We start from the raw sequence: 18,927 nt of genomic DNA on the forward strand, positions 1-18,927 counted from the left end.
GGCCATATAAATATGATGATTGAAGAGCGAAAGAAGTCCAGATCGTTTCAGCAGAAAATAATCGCCTCCGACCTGGTGGTGGTGGGTGGCGGACTGGCCGGCACCTGCTGCGCCATCACGGCCGCGCGCGAAGGAATAAAAGTAACGTTGGTGCAAGACCGACCCGTATTGGGCGGCAACGCCTCCAGCGAGGTACGCCTGTGGGTCTTGGGGGCCACATCGCACATGGGAAACAACAATCGCTGGTCACGCGAAGGCGGTGTGATCGATGAGATCCTGGTGGAGAACCTCTACCGGAACCCAGAAGGCAACGCTGTGATTTTTGACACGGTGGTGCTGGATAAAGTCGTGAGCGAACCGAACATCACGCTGTTGTTGAATACCGCCGCGATCGAAGTGGAGAAGAATCCGGACGACACCATCGCGAGCGTGAAAGCTTTTTGTAGTCAGAACTCGGTGGAGTACGTGTTGAAGGCGCCTTTGTTTTGCGATGCTTCTGGCGATGGTGTACTGGGATTTTTATCCGGCGCTGCGTTTCGGATGGGTGCTGAATCGCGGGATGAGCTGGGCGAAAAATTTGCCCCATCGAAAGACTACGGTGAACTGCTGGGCCATTCGCTTTATTTCTACAGCAAGGACACCGGCAAACCGGTGAACTTCGTGCCGCCATCCTATGCCCTGAAAGACATTACGGCCATTCCCCGTTACCGGAAATTCAACTCAAAAGAATACGGATGTAATCTGTGGTGGATCGAATACGGTGGAAGACTGGACACCGTGCATGAAACGGAGGCCATCAAATGGGAATTGTGGCGTGTGGTCTATGGCGTGTGGAATCACATCAAAAACTCCGGCGAGTTCCCTGAAGCCAGGAACCTCACGTTGGAATGGGTGGGTACTATCCCTGGCAAGCGCGAAAGCCGCCGCTTTGAAGGCGACTATATGTTGCGGCAACAAGACATCGTAGAGCAGCGCGAGCATAGCGATGCCGTTGCCTACGGAGGCTGGTCCATCGACCTGCACCCGGCCGACGGCGTGTTCAGCGAAAAGCCGGGCTGCAATCAGTGGCATGGCAAAGGCATTTACCATATTCCTTATCGCAGTTTCTATAGCAAGAACGTCCCGAATCTTTTTTTTGCAGGAAGGATCATCAGCGTAAGTCACGTAGCGTTTGGCTCGGCGCGGGTCATGGGCACCAGCGCCTATGGTGGACAGTCCGTGGGTATGGCCGCTGTGTTGTGCCGCGAACTTAACGTGTTGCCCTCCGCACTGGGCGAAACACAACGCATGAAGGCCTTGCAACAAAGACTGATCCGCTCGGGACAATACATTCCTGGATTTGTGCTGGACGATAAAAAGAACCTCGTACACCAGGCATCTTTGTCGGCCTCCAGTGAACTGCGATTAAACGAATTGCCCGAAGACAGTTTATTGAAAACGCTGGACCCCGCGGTAGCCCAAATGCTGCCGGCCACCAAAGGCGAACTTCCCATCTTCACCGTGCACGCGCAAGCGACTACGGTCACGGCGATGCAAGTGGAGTTGCGCACGTGCGGCAAGATCGGAAGCTTCACGCCCGATGTCTTACTCGAACAAAAGACCATCGACCTCGTGGAAGGACGAAACTGTGTAAAGCTTGCGTTTAAAACAAAGCTTCCTTCTGCGCAGTATGTGTTCATTGTGTTTCGAAAAAATCCCGCGATAAAGCTGCATTTTTCGCCCAAGCGGATCACCGGTGTGTTGTCGGTGTTCAATCACATAAACGAAGCCGTATCCAACTATGGCAAGCAGACACCACCCGATGACATCGGCATCGACGCGTTTGAATTCTGGTGTCCCCAGCGCCGGCCGCAAGGAGAAAACCTGGCCATCAAGATGAGTACACCGTTGGAAGATTTTGGCGTGGAAAATATTCGAAACGGCGTGGCGCGCCCCACGGACCGGCCCAATGCATGGGTGGCGTCCTCTTCCGATCCCAAACCAGCCTTGCAAATCTCATGGACGGAGCCGAAAACCATTCGTACCATTGTGTTAAAGTTCGATACCGACTTTGATCACCCCATGGAGTCGGTGCTCATGGGCCACCCGGAAAATGTGATGCCGTTCTGCGTACGCAACTATGTATTGCGCGACGACCAGGGCAACGTCGTTTATCAAAAGACGGGAAATTATCAGACGATGAACACCATCCGGTTGCACGAGCCCCTGCAAACCAAACGCTTGACACTGGAAGTGGAGCATCCGTCGGAGCGGGTGCCCGCGGCGGTATTTGAAGTATTGTGCTATGAAAATTGAGAAGGACATGATGAAACAATTTGTTTTTGCCATAGGGCTGGCGCTGGTTTTGGCTGGATGCCGGAAAGAAGATGTGCAACTGGCCAACACCGAACTGAAACTTAGCTGGGAAAAAAGCGGCGAAGGGTGGAAGATGAAGGATTTGCAGTTGCAGGCAGGAGGGGTGTGGAAGAAAGTCGGCGTTCCGTCGGGCAAGTATACCTTGCTGTTCAGCGAAGGCAAACCCGATAGCACGGCCACGATCTTCAAGGCCAACACCGGGGTCCAATTCCCCGAAAAGGTGTATCACTATCAACAGGATATTTGGAAAGCCGCCACCGAGCCGGTATCGCTGAACACCGCCGGTAAAGCCCTGACATTTTTTCCACAGGAAGCCAAGACAACAGGTAACGCGATCACCTTTACATCCGACAACGAACAAGCCATGGTGACAGCCGAATGGCGGTTGGATGAAAAATATCCTACCGACATCGTGGTAAAGCAAACGGCCGTGGTAAAAAAAGCCGGCTACTATTCGCTGAGCTCTCCCACGTTGGTGACGGTTGACGAAAAGGACATGGCCTGGGCTACTGTGCCCGGCTATTTTCAAGGCGATGCGATCCAGAAGGACTTTGTGCTGGCGTATGCCTATGGGCAAGGTGTTCCCGAACTGCCTGTGCTCTACCGTGAGCGTTGCGTCAGCACCATGGCGGCGATTGTCGACACGAAAGATCAGGTATCGTTGGCCGTGATCCCCGCGCCGGGGTTGGGCCGTGACCCCTGGGAAAAAGATCACAATACGCATGAGGAATGGCACATCGGTATTTCGCACAAGAATCGCGACGCAGCCCTGGCGCCGTCGGTGTACTTCCCGGTGTTGGGTGAAAAGCCATCGCTGCTAAGGGCCGGCGACACAATTGCCTTTGAGTTCCGCTACAGCGTGCAAAGCGGCAACTGGTATAAAAATGTGAACCACGCCGCCAACGACATCTATCAATTCAAAAACACGCTGGCGTTGCGCACAAACCGGCAATCACTGACCAGCCGGATCGAGGCCATGCACCACTACCTGCTCGATCCCAAAACGTCGCTTTGGAATATCGAATCCTATCAAGGGTTAAAAATCGGAGGACAGTCCTACCTGGGGGGCGTGGTTGGCTCGCAGAAGGATGCCATGAAGAACTCCGACTACGGCGCCATGTGGATGCTGGCGCAGGCGACGGGCGATCCGCTGTTGAAGAAGAATGTATTGCCGTACGCACTGAACTTCAAATTGGTGCAACAGCAAACGAAGCCCGGATTTTTTCAAGGCGCTGCCATGGGGCAATACTACTTAGCGAAACGCAAGGTGTTTGTGGAGGAGTGGGGAGAATTTGTTGAGCCCGTAAGCCTCACCTACTACACTATGCTCGACGTGGGAAATATCCTGCTCTTCGAACCGGATAATAAAGCATTGCTCGAACGGCTTCGCATGGGCGCAGACTTGTTGCTGAAGTGGCAAAAGGAAGATGGCAGTTGGGAAGTGGCCTATGATCAACAAACGCAAAAGCCATTGTTCACCGACATCAAGGATCTCCGTCCCACATTCTATGGACTGATCGTGGCCTACCGGATCTTGAAAGACGAGAAGTATCTCAAGGCGGCAGAGAAAGGAGCGGACTGGCTTATAAAGAACGGAGTCAACAAAGGACATTTCCTCGGGGTTTGTGGCGATGCGCGTTATGCTCCCGATTTTGCCACGGCCCAGACCGCGCAAGCGTTGTTGGACTTGTATGACTTTACGAAGAAGCAAGTGTATCAAGATGCTGCCATCGCTACCGCCCGGATCTACACGACGTCCATCTATACGCACCCCATCCCAACCCAGCACGAAAAGCTGGTGAACGGCGAGAAACGGCAGGATTGGGAGATCACACAGTCGGGACTGGGCTTCGAGCACGGCGGCATCATGGGCTCGGCCCAGCGCAACGGACCCATTCAGCTGGCAAGCCATGCCGGCCTGTTCGTCCGCGTCTTCAAACTGACGGGCGACTCCCTGCTCATCGACATGGCGCGTGCGGGCGCTCTCGGCCGCGATGCTTTTGTGGACTCGGCGACAAGCGTGGCATCGTATTACTGGCGCGCGATGAACAAAGGTTCAGGACCATATCCCCATCACGCCTGGTGGCAGATCGGTTGGATCACCGACTACCTGATGGCCGAGGCACAACTGCGCTCCCACGACAACGTGATCTTTCCCCGCGGCTTTGTGACGCCCAAAGTTGGCCCACACCAGAGCTATGGCTTTGCGCCCGGCAAGATCTATAGCGACCCGGCCAACCTCATCCTGCGCGAAGGCCTGTTCCGGCTGGACGACCCTAACCTGGAATGCATCATGGCACAATCGGTTTCGAAGCAACGTGTGTACGCGGTGATCCTCAACGACCGCAACGAACCCCGTCAGCAAACGCTGCGCATCGATCTATCGAAGATCAGCCCCGGCGCACGCGCGAAGGCCATTACGGAATTGACCGAAAACAAGACGCTGAGCCCTGGCGTTTTGGTGGACGTCACGGTGCCGGCCTATGGCATAAAAGTATATGCCGTAGACCTTTGAGCCAACCTCCATCCTAACTTAGTTTTACACCCCATAACAACGACGCCCCGCGCCCATGGAACAACTCGATTTTATCGTCATGATAGTGTTTGCCCTGCTGATCTTTGCCATCGGGTTGACGTTCACCCGCATGGGGAGCAAGAGTGGACAAGCTTTCTTCGAAGCGGGGGGTGAGACGCCGTGGTGGATCAACGGGCTCTCCTTGTTCATCAGTTATTTTTCGGCGGGCACCTTCGTGGTGTGGGGTTCCATCGCCTATAAACATGGTGCCGTGGCCAACGTCATTCAGCTCACCATGGCCGTCAGCGGTTTTCTCGTGGCCATCTTCATCGCAGCCAAATGGAAACGCACCGGCACGCGCACGGCAGCGGAATATATCGGCAAACGATTCGGCACCAGGGCGCAACAATTTTATACCTACCTCATCCTCATCCTGAGCCTGGTCAATACCAGCGCCGTGTTGTACCCGGTGGGGAAGATGGTGTATGTGGCCACGCCGTTCTCGCTCAATGCCTGCATCATCGGGATTGGGTTGGTCATTGTGCTCTACACGGCGGCGGGCGGGCTATGGGCCGTGTTGGTAACGGACGTCGTGCAGTTTGTCATCCTGATGGCCGCCGTGCTGATCGTGATCCCCGCGGCCTTTGGTGAGATTGGCGGCGTGAACAACCTCTTCACTAAAACGCCGGAACATTTCTTCGAACCGTTCACCAGCGACTACACCGCGGGCTTCATGTTGGCTTTCATTGGGTACCAAACCGTTTATATCGGCGGCAACTGGTCGTATGTTCAACGCTACACCAGTGTATCGGACGAACGGAATGCAAAGAAAGTGGCGTACCTGTTTGCCGGGTTATACCTCGTTAGCCCCCTCATCTGGATGCTGCCGCCCATGATCTACCGGGTGATCAACCCAGACCTGCAAGGCCTCGACCCGGAAGGCGCCTACATGATGTTGTGCCAGCGCGTGCTGCCGGCGGGGCTGATCGGGTTGGTGTTGTCGGGGATGATCTCGGCCACTTCCAGCAAAGCGAACACGACCATCAACCTGGCGGCTACTGTTTTTGCGCAGGACGTTTATCGCAGTGTCTTCCGGCCGGCAGCATCGGAGAAGGAGCAGATCCTGGTGGCGCGACTCTTCACGCTGCTGTTCGGGGCGGGCACCATTGGCGTGGCCATGTTGGTGCCGCTGGCGGGCGGCATCGTCGAGGTGGTGTTGAGCATTGCAGCCATCGCGGGCGGTGCGCTCTTTGCACCGATCATTTGGTCGTTGTATTCGAAACGGCAGAATGCTTTCTCTGTCATTACGACAACCATCGTAGCCCTGTTGATCAATCTTTTTTTTAAGGTGATTGTACCCTCGCTCATCGGTCTGAAATTCAATAGAACGATTGAGACGCTTTTGGGTGTAGGCCTGCCGTTGCTGATGCTGGCCTGCTTTGAATGGTACTACGCGTCCAAGGCGATGGTTTCGGAGAGGGCGTTGGCGCTGGAGCGTGAACAGTCGAATGCCGCGAAGCCATCGGGTGCCCATCATGCCGAGGCGCGCCGTCAGAATGTGTTTGGAGTCACCGTCATTGTTATTGCATCGGCCGTTGTTGGGCTCGGTATTTTCTCGTTGGGTTTGGCGGCCAAACAAAACAGCATTGTCATGGCAGTTGGCGGCGGGATCTTTGTGTTGTCATCCATTGGCCTTTTACGGATTCGACGTGCCGCGTCGTAGGCGCGACATTTAGGTTCAATAAATGGACATCCGGTTGTGTAAAACTTATTAAAAAGCGAATTTTATTTGATTTTTAATGAGTTTCATGACCGATCTAACGCCGTTTAAAAACCACATCCTCAAAAAGGTCCCGCTCACGGAAGCGGAGTTGACAGAATTCATGTCCTTTTTTACGCCCCTCCGGATCAAGAAACGGCAATTCGTCGTCCAACCTAATTTTGTCGCCAAGGCCCGTAACTATGTTATCCACGGCGCCTTCCGCGGCTATGTGGTAGGCAATGCGGGGGAGGAGCACACCATTCAGTTTGCCATCGATGATTGGTGGATCTCAGACTACAATAGCTACATCTTTCAACAGCCCGCCACGATGTTTGTGGTGGCGGTGGAGGACAGCTGGGTCATGCAAATCGAATACGAAAAAGAAGCCCAGCTCAAAGCGCTGCATCACAAATACGAAACGTTTTTTCGCATAACCGCCGAGCGTTCCACAGCTTCCATGCAAAGGCGGCTGATCGCCAACCTGACCAAAACCGCGGAGGAACGATTCGATGAGTTCGAAGAGAAATACCATCTCATCGCCGAGCGGATGCCGCAGTATGCCATTGCTTCCTACCTCGGTATGACCTCGGAGTACCTCTCAAAACTGCGAAATAAGCGGCTTTCTAAAAAAAGTTAATCTAGTTCAACCATTTTTCTTAACCTATTCGGGGCTCCTTTCCTAAACCAGTTCATTGGTAAACCGGTGTGCTTGCCCTCACCTTTGTCATGTCAATGTTGACGCAGAAACTTTTAAACAACAACGAAAATGACAACCCTCGAACAAGGAACTTTCTCCGTTCCCACAAGAGCCGAAGTGTCTGAAAAGAATCAGGCGATCTTCGACAACCTCAAAAAAAATCTTGGCTTCGTGCCCAACCTGTATGCCTATTTCGCGAAGAGCGAAACGGCACTGGCCGACTATCTGGCCTTCCAAAACCGGAAGAGCACCTTGCGCGCGAAAGAAAGAGAGATCGTCAACCTGGTGACCAGCCAGATCAATGGCTGTTTGTATTGCCAGTCGGCCCATACAGTGATCGGCAAAATGAATGGCTTTAGCGACGAACAGATCATCGAGATCCGCAAAGGCGGCGCATCGTTTGATAGCAAGCTGGATGCGTTGGTAAAGTTCACAGCATCCGTAGTGCAGAATCACGGCCGGGCCACCGAGGAATCCAAAAAAGCATTCTTTGAAGCGGGCTATACCGAGGCCAATATGGTGGATGTAGTGATCGTGATTGGCGATAAGATCATCAGCAACTACATTCACAATCTTACACAATTTGAGATCGACTTTCCGCTGGCCGATAAAATTTAATCACAGCCCCATTAATCTTCCGAAGGCAGGTTTCCCAATGGTCGCCACCTTTCAAATAGTACAACCAAAATCATATTACGTCCATGAAAAAGTTAAATAGTCTCCTGATTGTATTGACAGTCCTTGTCATTAGTGTTTCCGCTCAAAAAACAGCCGATCGCAAAGCGCAATTCAATCTGGCCAAATCCGGTTTGGCCATCCAAGGGTATGACCCGGTGGCTTACTTTGTAAACAACAAAGCCGTCGAAGGGAAACCGGAAATCGCCGCGGTATACAACGGCGTGACCTATCAATTTGCCAGCACTAAAAACAAAGAAGCTTTCAATGCCAACCCGGCAAAATATGAACCTCAATATGGCGGCTGGTGTGCCTATGCCATGGGCTCCAAAGGCGAGAAAGTAGAGATCGATCCCCAGACTTTTAAAATTGTAGACGGCAAACTCTTTCTCTTCTATAATAAACTGCTGACCAACACGCTCCCGATGTGGAACAAGGATGAGACTCACCTCAAGACGAATGCGGATCAGAACTGGACAAAGTTCGTACACTGATCTTTAAGCGACGGTTCATCAATAGCAAAATGATCATGACGACTAAAGTTAAAAATATCATCTATTGGATTTTGCGCCTGATCGCAGCGATCATTATGGCACAAACCCTGTTCTTTAAGTTCACCGCATCGCCAGAATCGGTCTACATATTTTCGACCGTGGGCCTGGAACCTTGGGGACGCATTGGCATTGGTGTAATGGAACTCATCGCCACCATCCTATTGCTTGTTCCGCGGACGGTGGTTTTTGGTGCGGTGTTGGGCATGGGCCTTATGGCTGGCGCTTTATTCTTTCACCTGACCAAACTGGGCATCGAGGTACAAGGCGATTCCGGGTTGCTGTTCACCTATGCCCTCCTGGTGTTTGTAAGTTGTCTCATTCTGGCGGTAACCCACCGGGCCCAGCTAATCGATTTGCTCAAAGCTAAATTTGCAACATTGTAAGTTCTTGCCCGCTTAAAAAGCAACTCGCCCTTGTTGAAATTGCTCAGCAAGGGCGAGTGTATTTAGCCGATATAAGATAACTCAAGCCAACACACTTTCCAATCCTTTCTGTACGGCCGTCTCCATCACACCCGGAATGCCGGCGCCTTCAATGCGATAGGTGGTGATATCGGTAAGACCGATAAATCCGAGGATGAACCGGAGATATGGCTCTGCATAGTCCATGGATTTCATCGGCCCGTCTGTGTAGACTCCGTTGGAGGCGATGGCGAGATAGACTTTTTTTCCTTTCAAAAGCCCCTCGGGCTTCCCCGTCTGATAGCTGAACGTTTTGCCGGGACGAACGATGTGATCGATCCAGCCCTTCAGCGCTGCGGGGATGGCGAAGTTATAGAGCGGAACGCTGACAACGAGGACGTCGGCGTCAAAGAGCTCGCTCACTGCGGTGTCGGAATCGCGAAGCGCCTGTTTATGCTCCAGGCTGTGATGGTCTTCCGGAAGACGGTAGGCCGTCACGTGTATGGCCTGCAGCGGTTCATAATCCTTTTCCAGAACATTGTTGACGGTTACTTTGCTCTGCGGGTCTTCCTTTTTTATTTTTTCAATAATAGTATTCCCCAACTGCGTGCTGTTCGATTCGGCGCCACGGGGACTGGAGATGATGTGCAATATTTTTTTCATGGTGTATCCATAGATTTTTGTTCCGAATACAGGCGAAGCAACCACCCCGGATAGATCTTCGACGGAATGGTTCACGCATAGCCCTGTTCTTTCGAAGGGTGTACAATCGATTTGAATTTTTTCGACGTCATGACAATCGTTTAGCGCTTTGTTGATACAAAAGTAGTTACCTTTGCTATCGGTTTGTTACTAGTATACAAAAGGTTAGTAGTAACCTTTGGGTAAGCACAAAGGCAGGAGCCTATGGCAGAAATAAAAAATTCAAAAAAACTCTCTCAGCCGGAATGTGTCGCCAGTTTGAATGCCGTCGGCGATGCATTTTATGTCATTGGAGGGAAATGGAAGTTGCGCATTATCATTGCGCTATCGGACGGGGCGAAACGATTCAACGAACTTCAACGCCTGGTGGAGGGGATCTCTGCGCGCGTATTGTCAAGCGAACTAAAAGATTTGGAAATGAATGGCTTGGTTACCCGGAACGTTCACGCCGACAGCTTCCCGGTAGTGGTTGAATACGAGGCCACCGGTTATGCCGACTCCCTGCGCGATGTATTGAAGGCGCTGACAGCTTGGGGAACGATGCACCGGAAGCGAATAAGAAAGCAGGCCGAGTTTGAGCGGCAAAGGGCATCGAACGTATCTAGGAAGTAAATTCGATATGAACCGATGTTCCCTGACCCGGGGCAGATTTAATATCCAGTTTGCCCTTCAGGAAATCCACGCGATGTTGAATACTTGTCCAGCCAAAGCCTTTTGATTGACCCAATGTGGCGGCATCGAATCCCTTGCCATCATCTTCAACCGTTACAGAAAGAATTCCTCCGTTTTTGGTGACCTGGACAATTGCTGTTTTAGCACCGGCATGTTTTAATGTATTCGTGATCAATTCCTGCACGATCCTATAGAGGGTGATGGACACGGTCTGATCCGGATTCCCATTCGCAAGCCCAATAGACTGATAGCTGACGTGAAGAGCGCCACTTTGATTGATGTCATGGCAGTAATCTTTTAGTGCAGTATCCAACCCAAACTTCACCAATGCCTCGGGCATCATGTTATGGGCCACCCTTCGCATTTCCAGGATGGAACTGTCCAGCATATCCATACTCCGCTCGAAGGCCTGATGGTTTTCTGGCGTCATGATCAGATTCCCTTTCATGGTGTTGAACGAGTATTTTATTCCGGAGAGCATCCCGCCTAATCCATCGTGGAGATCTTTCGCGAGGCGGGTGCGCTCTTGCTCTTCACCTTTCAGCACAGCCTCCGCGGCGGATAACTGTTTTTCTGTTTCCAGTTCGGTGATGCGTTGTTGCTGGAGCTTTTGTTTTTGTTTGTAGTGCCGGTAGGAAAGCGATGAGATGATCAATAACGTGAGGGCACCACCAATTAAGATATAGTTGAGGGTATTTTTTTGACGGATCGTTAAGGATTGAATATTTGCTTTCGCCTTCAGGCCATTGATCTCTTGTTCTTTTCTTTCAACATGATACCGCACTTCCAGCCCGGCAATCTTCTCTTTGCTTTCCTCCGAAAACAGACTGTCGTTGAGCGCCAGTGTTTTTTGCAAATAGAGGTTGGCATTTTTATAGTTGCCACTTTTTTCATGCCATTTCACGAGGTTGACATAGGCATTACGCCGGGCAGCCTTTAAATCATGGCCATTGGACAATAAAAGGAGGGTGTCTAAATACAACTTTGCCTCTTCCATTCTATTCATTCTGATCAGACAGTCTGACAAGGCCTCGAGTATATTGGTTTTCTGATAAACATCTTCATTCAACGTGGCATAACCCAACGCCTTTTTATAATGCGCTACAGCTTTATTGTGATCTTTGTCGTTCTCATCGATATAGGCGCTGGTGTAATAGAATTGTTGCAGATGACTGATGTTTTCCAGCTTCATGATAATAGGTTCCGCCCGGTCGAGTACCGTAGCGGCCTCTGTAAACTCTTTTTGGTTTATCAGCCTCATGGAATAGTTTAACAGCCTCGACGCCAGCGACCGGTCGTTCTGACTTTTTTCAGCGATGACAATTGCCTTCTTATCATACGCAAGGGCCTTTGATGGTTCATGAATTTTCTCGTAAACCTCTGCCAGGTTGGAATAGACAGTCGCTAAAAAAGGGTGATCCATGGGTTCAAAAATTCTTGCTGACAGTGTAAAGTTGGCAATGGCCTTTTCGTAATCCCCCAACTTAAAATAATCGCCTGCAATGTTATTGTGCAGATGCCCGGTACTCTGCCTCGCTTTTAGCGATGCGTCATTTTTTAGAACAGAAAAAGCAGAATCTGCATACAAAAAAGCTGTTTCATAATCCCCCCGGTCGCTAAAATAGATTTGCCCGATCATGAATCCTTTTTGAAGTCCTCGCTTGTAGTCTGTTTTTTTACTGATCGAAATAACCTCGTTCATGTAGGGCAAGAAATCGGACGTATTGTTGTTCAGCGCTTCTACGACGTATTCTAAAATTACTTTTATCCGGAAGCTGTCCTGCCGTTGACTCTTCTCAATTTCGTTTTTCAAACTGTCTAATACATGCTGTTGTGCAGACCCATCCGAAAAAATGATGACAAAAAATAGAATCAGTACGATGAAGCGAAAGTTCATTAACCCGGGTTATAGGATAAACTTATACAAATAAACTTGTAACCTTCAGGGTTCTCCTCCTCTTTTTCCATGATTTTTCCATTTTTTAAAAATCTCCTGTTTTTACAGGATGTGAGCGAAATGGGATAAGGTAATATTTGTATCACCAGCGACGAGGCAAGTCTGCACGCGCGTCCTGGGCAGCGATCGCCTAACCCCTAAAAAAATGAAAACCTTCTTTTCGCTACGCCATTTGATAATGACCGTGGTCATATTATCTGTCGCATTGTCCGGTTTTATTTCCTGTCGAAATGATGAGCCCGTGCCATCATCGGAGAAATCCATTACATCCTTTTCCTTCCGCGCCGCAGAGAACCCCAATCTTTCATCGGATGTACAAGGAACCATCTCAGGAGCAGCAATACATTGTATACTTCCTGCTGGTGTTTCAGTAACGGCCTTGAAGCCAACCATTGTGCACACCGGCAATGCTATCAGTCCTGCGTCGGGTGTTTCCACTGACTTTACTAACCTGGTTAATTACACGGTGACCGCACAGGACCGCAGCACCCAAGCGTATGCCATTTCGGTGACCGTCACCCCGCCCGTGTTGTCGTCCGACAAGACCATTGCATCCTTTTCCTTTCTTAAGACAGATAATCCGACGCTTTCCGATGATGTGCAGGGAACTATCAACGGACAAAATATACTATGCACGCTCCCTGCTGGCGTTTCCGTCACAGGATTAAAGCCAACCGTGGTGCACACCGGCAGTTCTATAAACCCTGCCTCGGGAGCAGCTCACGATTTTACAGCTCCTGCTGCCTACACCGTGACGGCAGAAGACGGCAGCACCCTGTCGTATACGATATCGGTGTCCGTGTCGGAATCGGGTCCTTCCGTTTATGTTGTCGGTGGACAGCGCTTCTTCGGCACAAGCTATGCCAGGGTTTGGAAGAATGGAACAGGAGCAAACCTCACCAACGGCACTTACAATGCCTATGCGACAGCGGTTTCCATTTCCGGAAATACTTTTTATGCGGCAGGTAATCAAAGCATAGGGAACAGTTTTGCCACGTATTGGAAAAGGGAAAATGACGTAGAACTACCTACTCCCAAGCTTAACGAAACGGTCAATGATGCCTATGCCAATTCTATTTATGTTTCGGACAATAATGATGTCTATGTTGCAGGGCAGGAAAATCACGGAGCCGGTATTGGCTTTAAAGCAAAAGTCTGGAAAAATGGAGTGGCAACCACGCTTACGGCTTCATCTGGCGCTGCCCACTCGGTTTTTGTTTCGGGCAATGATGTATACGTAGCCGGATGGGAAGAGATCACTACCGGTTGGGTTGCGAAAGTCTGGAAAAACGGTGTAGCGACGTCGCTTAGTCCCGTAGATCAAAGAGCTTATGGCCATTCCGTCTTTGTTTCGGGCAATGATGTGTATGTAGCGGGTCAATATTGGAATGGGACAACCTATCTAATTTGTGTTTGGAAAAATGGGACCCTCGAGATCATAGACCCCAATACGCCGGGTTCCGACGTCTCGTCGATATTTGTTTCGAATGGCGACGTGTATTTAGTGGGAAATGAAATTAGAAACAATGCCTATAACGCCAAGGTCTGGAAAAATGGAACGGGCACTTTTCTTTCCAGCTCGGCCGGGTCTGATGCTAAATCTGTCTATGTGTACGATGGTGATGTGTATATAGCGGGCTGGGAGTATGACAGTGACGGTAAACAGGTTGCCACACTTTGGAAGAATGGTGTAGCTTCACCGCTGGCCACTGACGCATTTGCCTATTCAGTGATTGTAAAATAACGGGTGCCATGTGCATACGGTAGGTGACTTTGCTCTCCAGGGATTGGCCTGGGGGGCATTGTTTTTTAATGGCGTCTGAACAAAGCAAGAATAAAAAAAGCATTTTGCTATCTTGCCTACCATGAACTACCAGCGAATTCTACCCATCCCAGCATTGCAGCCGTACGTCCGGTATTTTGGTGTCCTGGAAAGTGACGACGCTGGTGCTTCCTCCAAGTCGTTTGGAATCATTGCCGATGGATGCCCGGGACTCATCTTTCAGGAAAACCCCGATGCCTTTTTAGATCATGCTGGAAATGTATTGCCGCAACTGTTTTTGCACGGGCTCACGACAAAGCATTCCGGCAAGACCACCACGGGATCGTTTCGAAATATTGGAGTTTATTTTCAGCCGCACGCCATCAAATCAATTTTTGGAACGGACGCATGCGAATTGACCAACCAGTATATTGATCTCCATGCTTTGGTGAAGAAAGATCTTGCCGGTCGGCTCCTGGAGGCAACTTCCACCGAAAAGAGAATTCAGATGCTATCAAGGTTCTTGTGCGATCGGCTCGATCAGAATAAGCACCGCGAAAATCCACGCACCGCCTGGGCGTTGGAGAAGATCAAAAAACAAGGTGCCGGCACATCTTTGCCGGAAATACATTCAGCGCTTGACTTGTCGGAGCGTTCGCTGGAGAGAATATTTAAAACAGACATTGGCATCTCACCAAAATTATTCGCCCGGATCAACCGTTTCCAATCCTCCCTCAATCACCTGCGCAGTCAAAAATTTGATTCACTCACCGATGTTGCGCTGAGCAATTTGTTCTATGATCAATCGCACTACATACGGGAGTTCAAAGAATTTTCCGGTGTCACGCCAAAACAGTTTTTGCGACAAGCCCATGAGCAAGCCGTGAACTTCCCCGAGTGGCGTGCATAGCCGTGTCGGTTTTATACTATTTGCTTTTTTTCTGCGCTGATAGTTTTGAGAAAAAATAATCAGCAAAATGGAAAACAAAAACAACATCACCGTATTTGGGGCCACGGGCAGAATCGGCAAAGAGCTTCTGAAATTATTGTCGCAAGCCCGGATTCCCGTAACCGCGGTTACCCGTGATCAGAACAAAGCAATAGCCCTTCCGGGTGTCGTGTGGGTGGAAGCCGACATGAGTGATAAGACAAGCCTTTCCGCCGCCCTGCATGGAAGTCGTGCCGTATTCCTGTTGTCGAGTGTTGGGAAGGATTTTGTGAAGCAACAAAATAACGTGATCGAAGCCGCACAAGAATGCAACGTCAGACACTTGGTGAAACTTTCATCTGGAGTTGCCGACAAGGAATCGCCGCTGTATATCCCGAGGGTACATGGCGAGGTGGAAGCGTTTCTCAAAGGATCCGGTCTGCCGCATACGATCCTCCGATCCAACGGCATGATGCAAAATTGGCTTGGAGAATTGTCGGATTCCGTAAAACAGGAGCGCAAATTTTATGAATCGACCGGCGAGGGCAAGCGGGCTTATGTGGACATCCGGGATATCGCAGCAGTTGCTTTTACTGTGTTGACCACGCCAGGAAAGCATATCAACAAGACCTATCTGCTCACGGGTGATGAAGCGATAAACTATGATCAACTGGCCAGGGTCATCAGCGACGTCCTTAGCGAAACCGTGACCTACGTTCCCCTATCACTGGAAGAGGCCGGTCGCCAGATGACCGAAGCTGGCATGCCGGGCTGGGCCGTCGAAACTTTTCTTGCCTACGACCAAGCCCAACGCAACGGCCAAGCTGCATTTGTCACTCCCGCCGTGCAAGATATCTTAGGGAGACCCGCGACAACAATTGAGAAATTCACCCAGGACTACGCAGACCGGTTCAGGTAGATGCAGGTTTTGGACATGCCCTTCGATATAGTCGAAGGGCATCGTTCTCAATCCGTCATCGACAAAGACATTCCTGGCTCCTGACTACTGGCTACTGGCTCCTAATTCTTGGGCAAATTCCCAAAATTTACGTAGTATTATAACCTCATAGCCCAACCCACCAATGAAACGGCTTTTCAGTTTTTTCTTCCTGCTCCTCATCCTTCTCAATACCATCGGGTATTACGAAGTGTTGCTTTTCATGGAAAGACAGAACTACGACCAGGCTGTTCAAAAGATCAGTGGCAATGAAAACGAAATAAGCGGTAACCTGCTCCTCAAGATCCCGCTGGCCTCGCGCTTTAACGAAGACGATCGCGAATACCGGAAAGCCCAGGGCGAGATCACCGTGGAAGGCGAACTGTACCACTTCGTGAAGCAGAAATTGTATCAGGACACACTCTATATTATCTGTCTCCGCGACACCAAAACCTCCGAAGTAAGGGATGCCCTCTCGGACCTCTCCAGGACCATGGCCGACCAAAACCATAAGTCCGGCAACACGCAAAAAGGCGTCGATGTTTCCTTTGCAAAATTTTATACACTCAGTGCAACCGTGAAAGAGCGTATTGAAACCGGTTGGAGCCGCTTGCTGCAGCACGTTCCGGTGACAAACCTCTATCATTTCAGCGCGTTAGCATCTATTTTCCATCCTCCCTGTCTCGGATAATTTCACCCTCCATCAACTCAGTATTTTCGAATCTTAACAGAAGATACGCTTAACGATCTATTGTTTTCAGAACGGATTCATTCTGAAAGCAGCTACTATTTATTATCCAAGAAATTTATATGAACAAGAGTATACTATTACTTGTGCTTTTTCTATGGCCCTGCTTTTGCTTCACGGCAAGCGCACAGGCCATTGAAAAAGATACGATCAAATCAACGCTACTGGGCCCCGTCACCGTAGAGGGCTATCAGGACCGGGAGCACGCCTTGCCCGATGTGGTGGGCATGGGCATTTTTGCCGGAAAGAAAACGGATGTCATCACGCTCAGGAATGGAGAAGCCAACTTGCCGCAGAACGTGGGCCGGACCATCTTTGCCCGCATGCCGGGTGTGAACCTTTGGGACATGGACGGCGCCGGAACACAAATGAACATCGGTACGCGTGGCACCGATGCACACCGGTCCATCGAGATGAACATGCGTCAAAACGGATACAACACCAACTCGGATATGTTTGGGTACCCGGAGAATCACTACACGGCGCCCATGCAAGGCGTGAAGCAGGTCCAGCTCGTCAGGGGTTCGGCAGCGCTTCAGTTCGGGAGTCAGTTTGGGGGGATGATGAACTATGTGATGAAAGAAGGCGATACGTCAAAAGTGTTTTCGCTGGAGAGTGAACAAACCGTGGGTTCTTTCAATTTCTTCAACTCCTTCAACGCCATCGGGGGAACAAAAGGCAAAGTGAACTACTATGCCTACTACGACAATCGCCACGGCGACGGGTGGCGACCCAATTCGGCGTTCAACTACCAGGCGATGTACGCCAACATAAAATATCGCTTTTCGGAAAAAGGAAGCATCGCCTTCCAGTTCTCACGGATGGACTACCGGCAGCAGATCGCCGGCGGCCAGACCGATGCCATGTTCGAAGCCAACGCCCGGCAATCGAACCGTGCGCGGAATTATTTCAGTCCTAAGATCAATGTCCCGGCCATTCTTTTCAACTATGCGTTGTCTCCGTCCACACACCTGCAAATCACGTCGCATGTGGTTTGGGGTGAGCGAAGCAGTGTGCAGTTTATCAATACCGCGAACGTGGCCGACACATTCAACACGGCGATCGGTTCGTATAACCCTCGCCAGGTCGACCGCGACTTCTATAGTGGGTTTACTACGGAGGCGAGGTTATTGCATCGCTATGAAATGGGTAAAGTCAAAGGCGTATTGGCAGGGGGCTTGCGTTATTTCAATGGACACACCAAGCGAAGACAAAAAGGCAAAGGAACTAGCGGAAGTGATTTCGATCTGAGCTTGATTGGTCCTTACGGCATTGATCTGAAATTCAGTACGCTGAATTATGCAGCGTTCGTGGAGAACGTATTTTACCTGGGTAAGAATTTTTCCATCACGCCCGGATTCCGCTACGAAGTAATAAAATCCGATTTAACGGGTGTGATCAACAACGCTACGTTCCCCGTAGCCTATAAGGGCAATCGCACCTTCCCGCTTTTTGGTGCGGGGCTGCAATACCAGGTGTCGGCCGGAACACAATTGTATGGCAACGTCTCGCAAGCATACCGGCCCTACTTGTATGCCAGCATCACACCGGCAGACCAGATCGGACAGATCGACCCCAACCTCAAAGACAGCAAGGGCTATGACGTAGATGCCGGTTACCGCGGCCATCTGGCCGACTTTATCAACTTCGACATCAACGCATTCTATCTCTTCTATGGCGACAAGATCGGCAAAGTGACGGCAACTGCGAGCGACAACTCCACCTACTTGCTCACCACCAATGTTGGAAATTCGGTGGCGAAAGGATTTGAGATGTATGTCAGTCTTTCGCTCCTCGGTCCCGCAAAACAAAATACGCGTGCCACGGATGTGCGGTTGTTCAGTTCTTTAGCCTACACGCACGCCCGCTACACCAGCGGCTCGGTCAACAACGGAAGTTCCGATATATCGCTGGTCGACAAGCGCGTGGAGAATGTGCCCGACTGGATTGAACGCGGAGGTCTTGAATTCCTGTACAGGCGATTTTCAACCACGGTACAAATGAGCTACGTCAGCAACCAATTCAATGACGCGAACAACACAACATTTTTGGCTACCGGTCTGGTAGGGGAGATCCCTGCGTACACACTCTACGATTGGTCGTTCAACTGGTCGTTCCTGAAGCCATTTCACGTGTCTGGCGGCGTCAACAATATTGCTGACACGCGCTATTTCAGCCGAAGGATCAACATGTATCCAGGCCCCGGAATTTTGCCTGGTGATGGAAGGAGTTTTTACCTCTCGCTGGGTTTTAAAATCTAGC

15 protein-coding genes are annotated in these 18,927 nt (G+C 50.5%); 13 read left to right on the plus strand and 2 right to left on the minus strand.

What is annotated here, in order from left to right; translation table 11 throughout:
• Positions 1-12 precede the first annotated feature (12 nt).
• From D4L85_RS13775 to D4L85_RS13805, 7 genes are all read left to right on the plus strand, one after another.
• Positions 13-2,295 (plus strand): FAD-dependent oxidoreductase, encoded by a 2,283-nt coding sequence (locus D4L85_RS13775; protein ID WP_119754843.1) that lies wholly within the window; start codon positions 13-15, stop codon positions 2,293-2,295.
• Complete coding sequence (locus tag D4L85_RS13780; RefSeq protein ID WP_228450887.1) at positions 2,285-4,870, plus strand: glycoside hydrolase family 127 protein; 2,586 nt, start codon at positions 2,285-2,287, stop codon at positions 4,868-4,870. The genes D4L85_RS13775 and D4L85_RS13780 overlap by 11 nt, the downstream gene beginning before the upstream one ends.
• Positions 4,871-4,925: 55 nt before the next feature.
• Entirely contained in the window at positions 4,926-6,593 is a 1,668-nt protein-coding gene (locus D4L85_RS13785) for a sodium:solute symporter family protein (RefSeq protein ID WP_174236157.1), read from the plus strand.
• A gap of 85 nt (positions 6,594-6,678) precedes the next feature.
• Complete coding sequence (locus D4L85_RS13790) at positions 6,679-7,269, plus strand: Crp/Fnr family transcriptional regulator (protein WP_119754844.1); 591 nt, start codon at positions 6,679-6,681, stop codon at positions 7,267-7,269.
• 129 nt (positions 7,270-7,398) lie between these two features.
• Positions 7,399-7,947, plus strand: a complete 549-nt coding sequence (locus D4L85_RS13795) for a carboxymuconolactone decarboxylase family protein (protein WP_119754845.1) — start codon at positions 7,399-7,401, stop codon at positions 7,945-7,947.
• A gap of 83 nt (positions 7,948-8,030) precedes the next feature.
• On the plus strand, positions 8,031-8,498 hold the full coding sequence (locus tag D4L85_RS13800; RefSeq protein WP_119754846.1) for a YHS domain-containing (seleno)protein: 468 nt from the start codon (positions 8,031-8,033) through the stop codon (positions 8,496-8,498).
• A 35-nt stretch (positions 8,499-8,533) separates the two neighbouring features.
• A complete protein-coding gene (locus tag D4L85_RS13805) occupies positions 8,534-8,941 on the plus strand; it encodes a DoxX family protein (RefSeq protein ID WP_119758787.1) in 408 nt (135 codons plus the stop codon).
• A gap of 81 nt (positions 8,942-9,022) precedes the next feature.
• On the opposite strand, the gene D4L85_RS13810 is transcribed toward D4L85_RS13805, so the two are convergent.
• Positions 9,023-9,622: an FMN-dependent NADH-azoreductase gene (locus tag D4L85_RS13810; protein ID WP_119758788.1), complete on the minus strand. Its 600-nt coding sequence runs from the start codon at positions 9,620-9,622 to the stop codon at positions 9,023-9,025.
• Between the two features lie 243 nt (positions 9,623-9,865).
• Here D4L85_RS13810 and D4L85_RS13815 point away from each other — a divergent pair, with 243 nt between their 5' ends.
• Positions 9,866-10,273, plus strand: a complete 408-nt coding sequence (locus D4L85_RS13815) for a winged helix-turn-helix transcriptional regulator (protein WP_119754847.1) — start codon at positions 9,866-9,868, stop codon at positions 10,271-10,273.
• Here D4L85_RS13815 and D4L85_RS13820 read toward each other — a convergent pair.
• Entirely contained in the window at positions 10,263-12,230 is a 1,968-nt protein-coding gene (locus D4L85_RS13820) for a tetratricopeptide repeat-containing sensor histidine kinase (RefSeq protein WP_119754848.1), read from the minus strand. The two genes, D4L85_RS13815 and D4L85_RS13820, sit on opposite strands and share 11 nt — an antisense overlap.
• Before the next feature lie 205 nt (positions 12,231-12,435).
• Between D4L85_RS13820 and D4L85_RS13830 the strand changes: the two genes are divergently transcribed.
• The 5 genes from D4L85_RS13830 (at position 12,436) to D4L85_RS13850 (ending at position 18,926) form a co-directional block, all read left to right on the plus strand.
• Positions 12,436-14,034, plus strand: coding sequence for a hypothetical protein (locus tag D4L85_RS13830; protein ID WP_160143714.1), 1,599 nt, complete (start codon positions 12,436-12,438; stop codon positions 14,032-14,034).
• Between the two features lie 121 nt (positions 14,035-14,155).
• Positions 14,156-14,962 carry an AraC family transcriptional regulator gene (locus tag D4L85_RS13835; protein ID WP_119754851.1) on the plus strand — a complete coding sequence of 269 codons (807 nt, stop codon included), beginning with the start codon at positions 14,156-14,158 and terminating at the stop codon, positions 14,960-14,962.
• 67 nt (positions 14,963-15,029) lie between these two features.
• Positions 15,030-15,899 (plus strand): SDR family oxidoreductase, encoded by an 870-nt coding sequence (locus D4L85_RS13840; RefSeq protein ID WP_119754852.1) that lies wholly within the window; start codon positions 15,030-15,032, stop codon positions 15,897-15,899.
• A 163-nt stretch (positions 15,900-16,062) separates the two neighbouring features.
• Positions 16,063-16,608 (plus strand): hypothetical protein, encoded by a 546-nt coding sequence (locus tag D4L85_RS13845; protein ID WP_119754853.1) that lies wholly within the window; start codon positions 16,063-16,065, stop codon positions 16,606-16,608.
• 119 nt (positions 16,609-16,727) lie between these two features.
• Positions 16,728-18,926 carry a TonB-dependent receptor family protein gene (locus D4L85_RS13850; protein WP_119754854.1) on the plus strand — a complete coding sequence of 733 codons (2,199 nt, stop codon included), beginning with the start codon at positions 16,728-16,730 and terminating at the stop codon, positions 18,924-18,926.
• Position 18,927 lies beyond the last annotated feature (1 nt).

The organism is Chryseolinea soli (assembly GCF_003589925.1).
Lineage (GTDB): Bacteria > Bacteroidota > Bacteroidia > Cytophagales > Cyclobacteriaceae > Chryseolinea > Chryseolinea soli.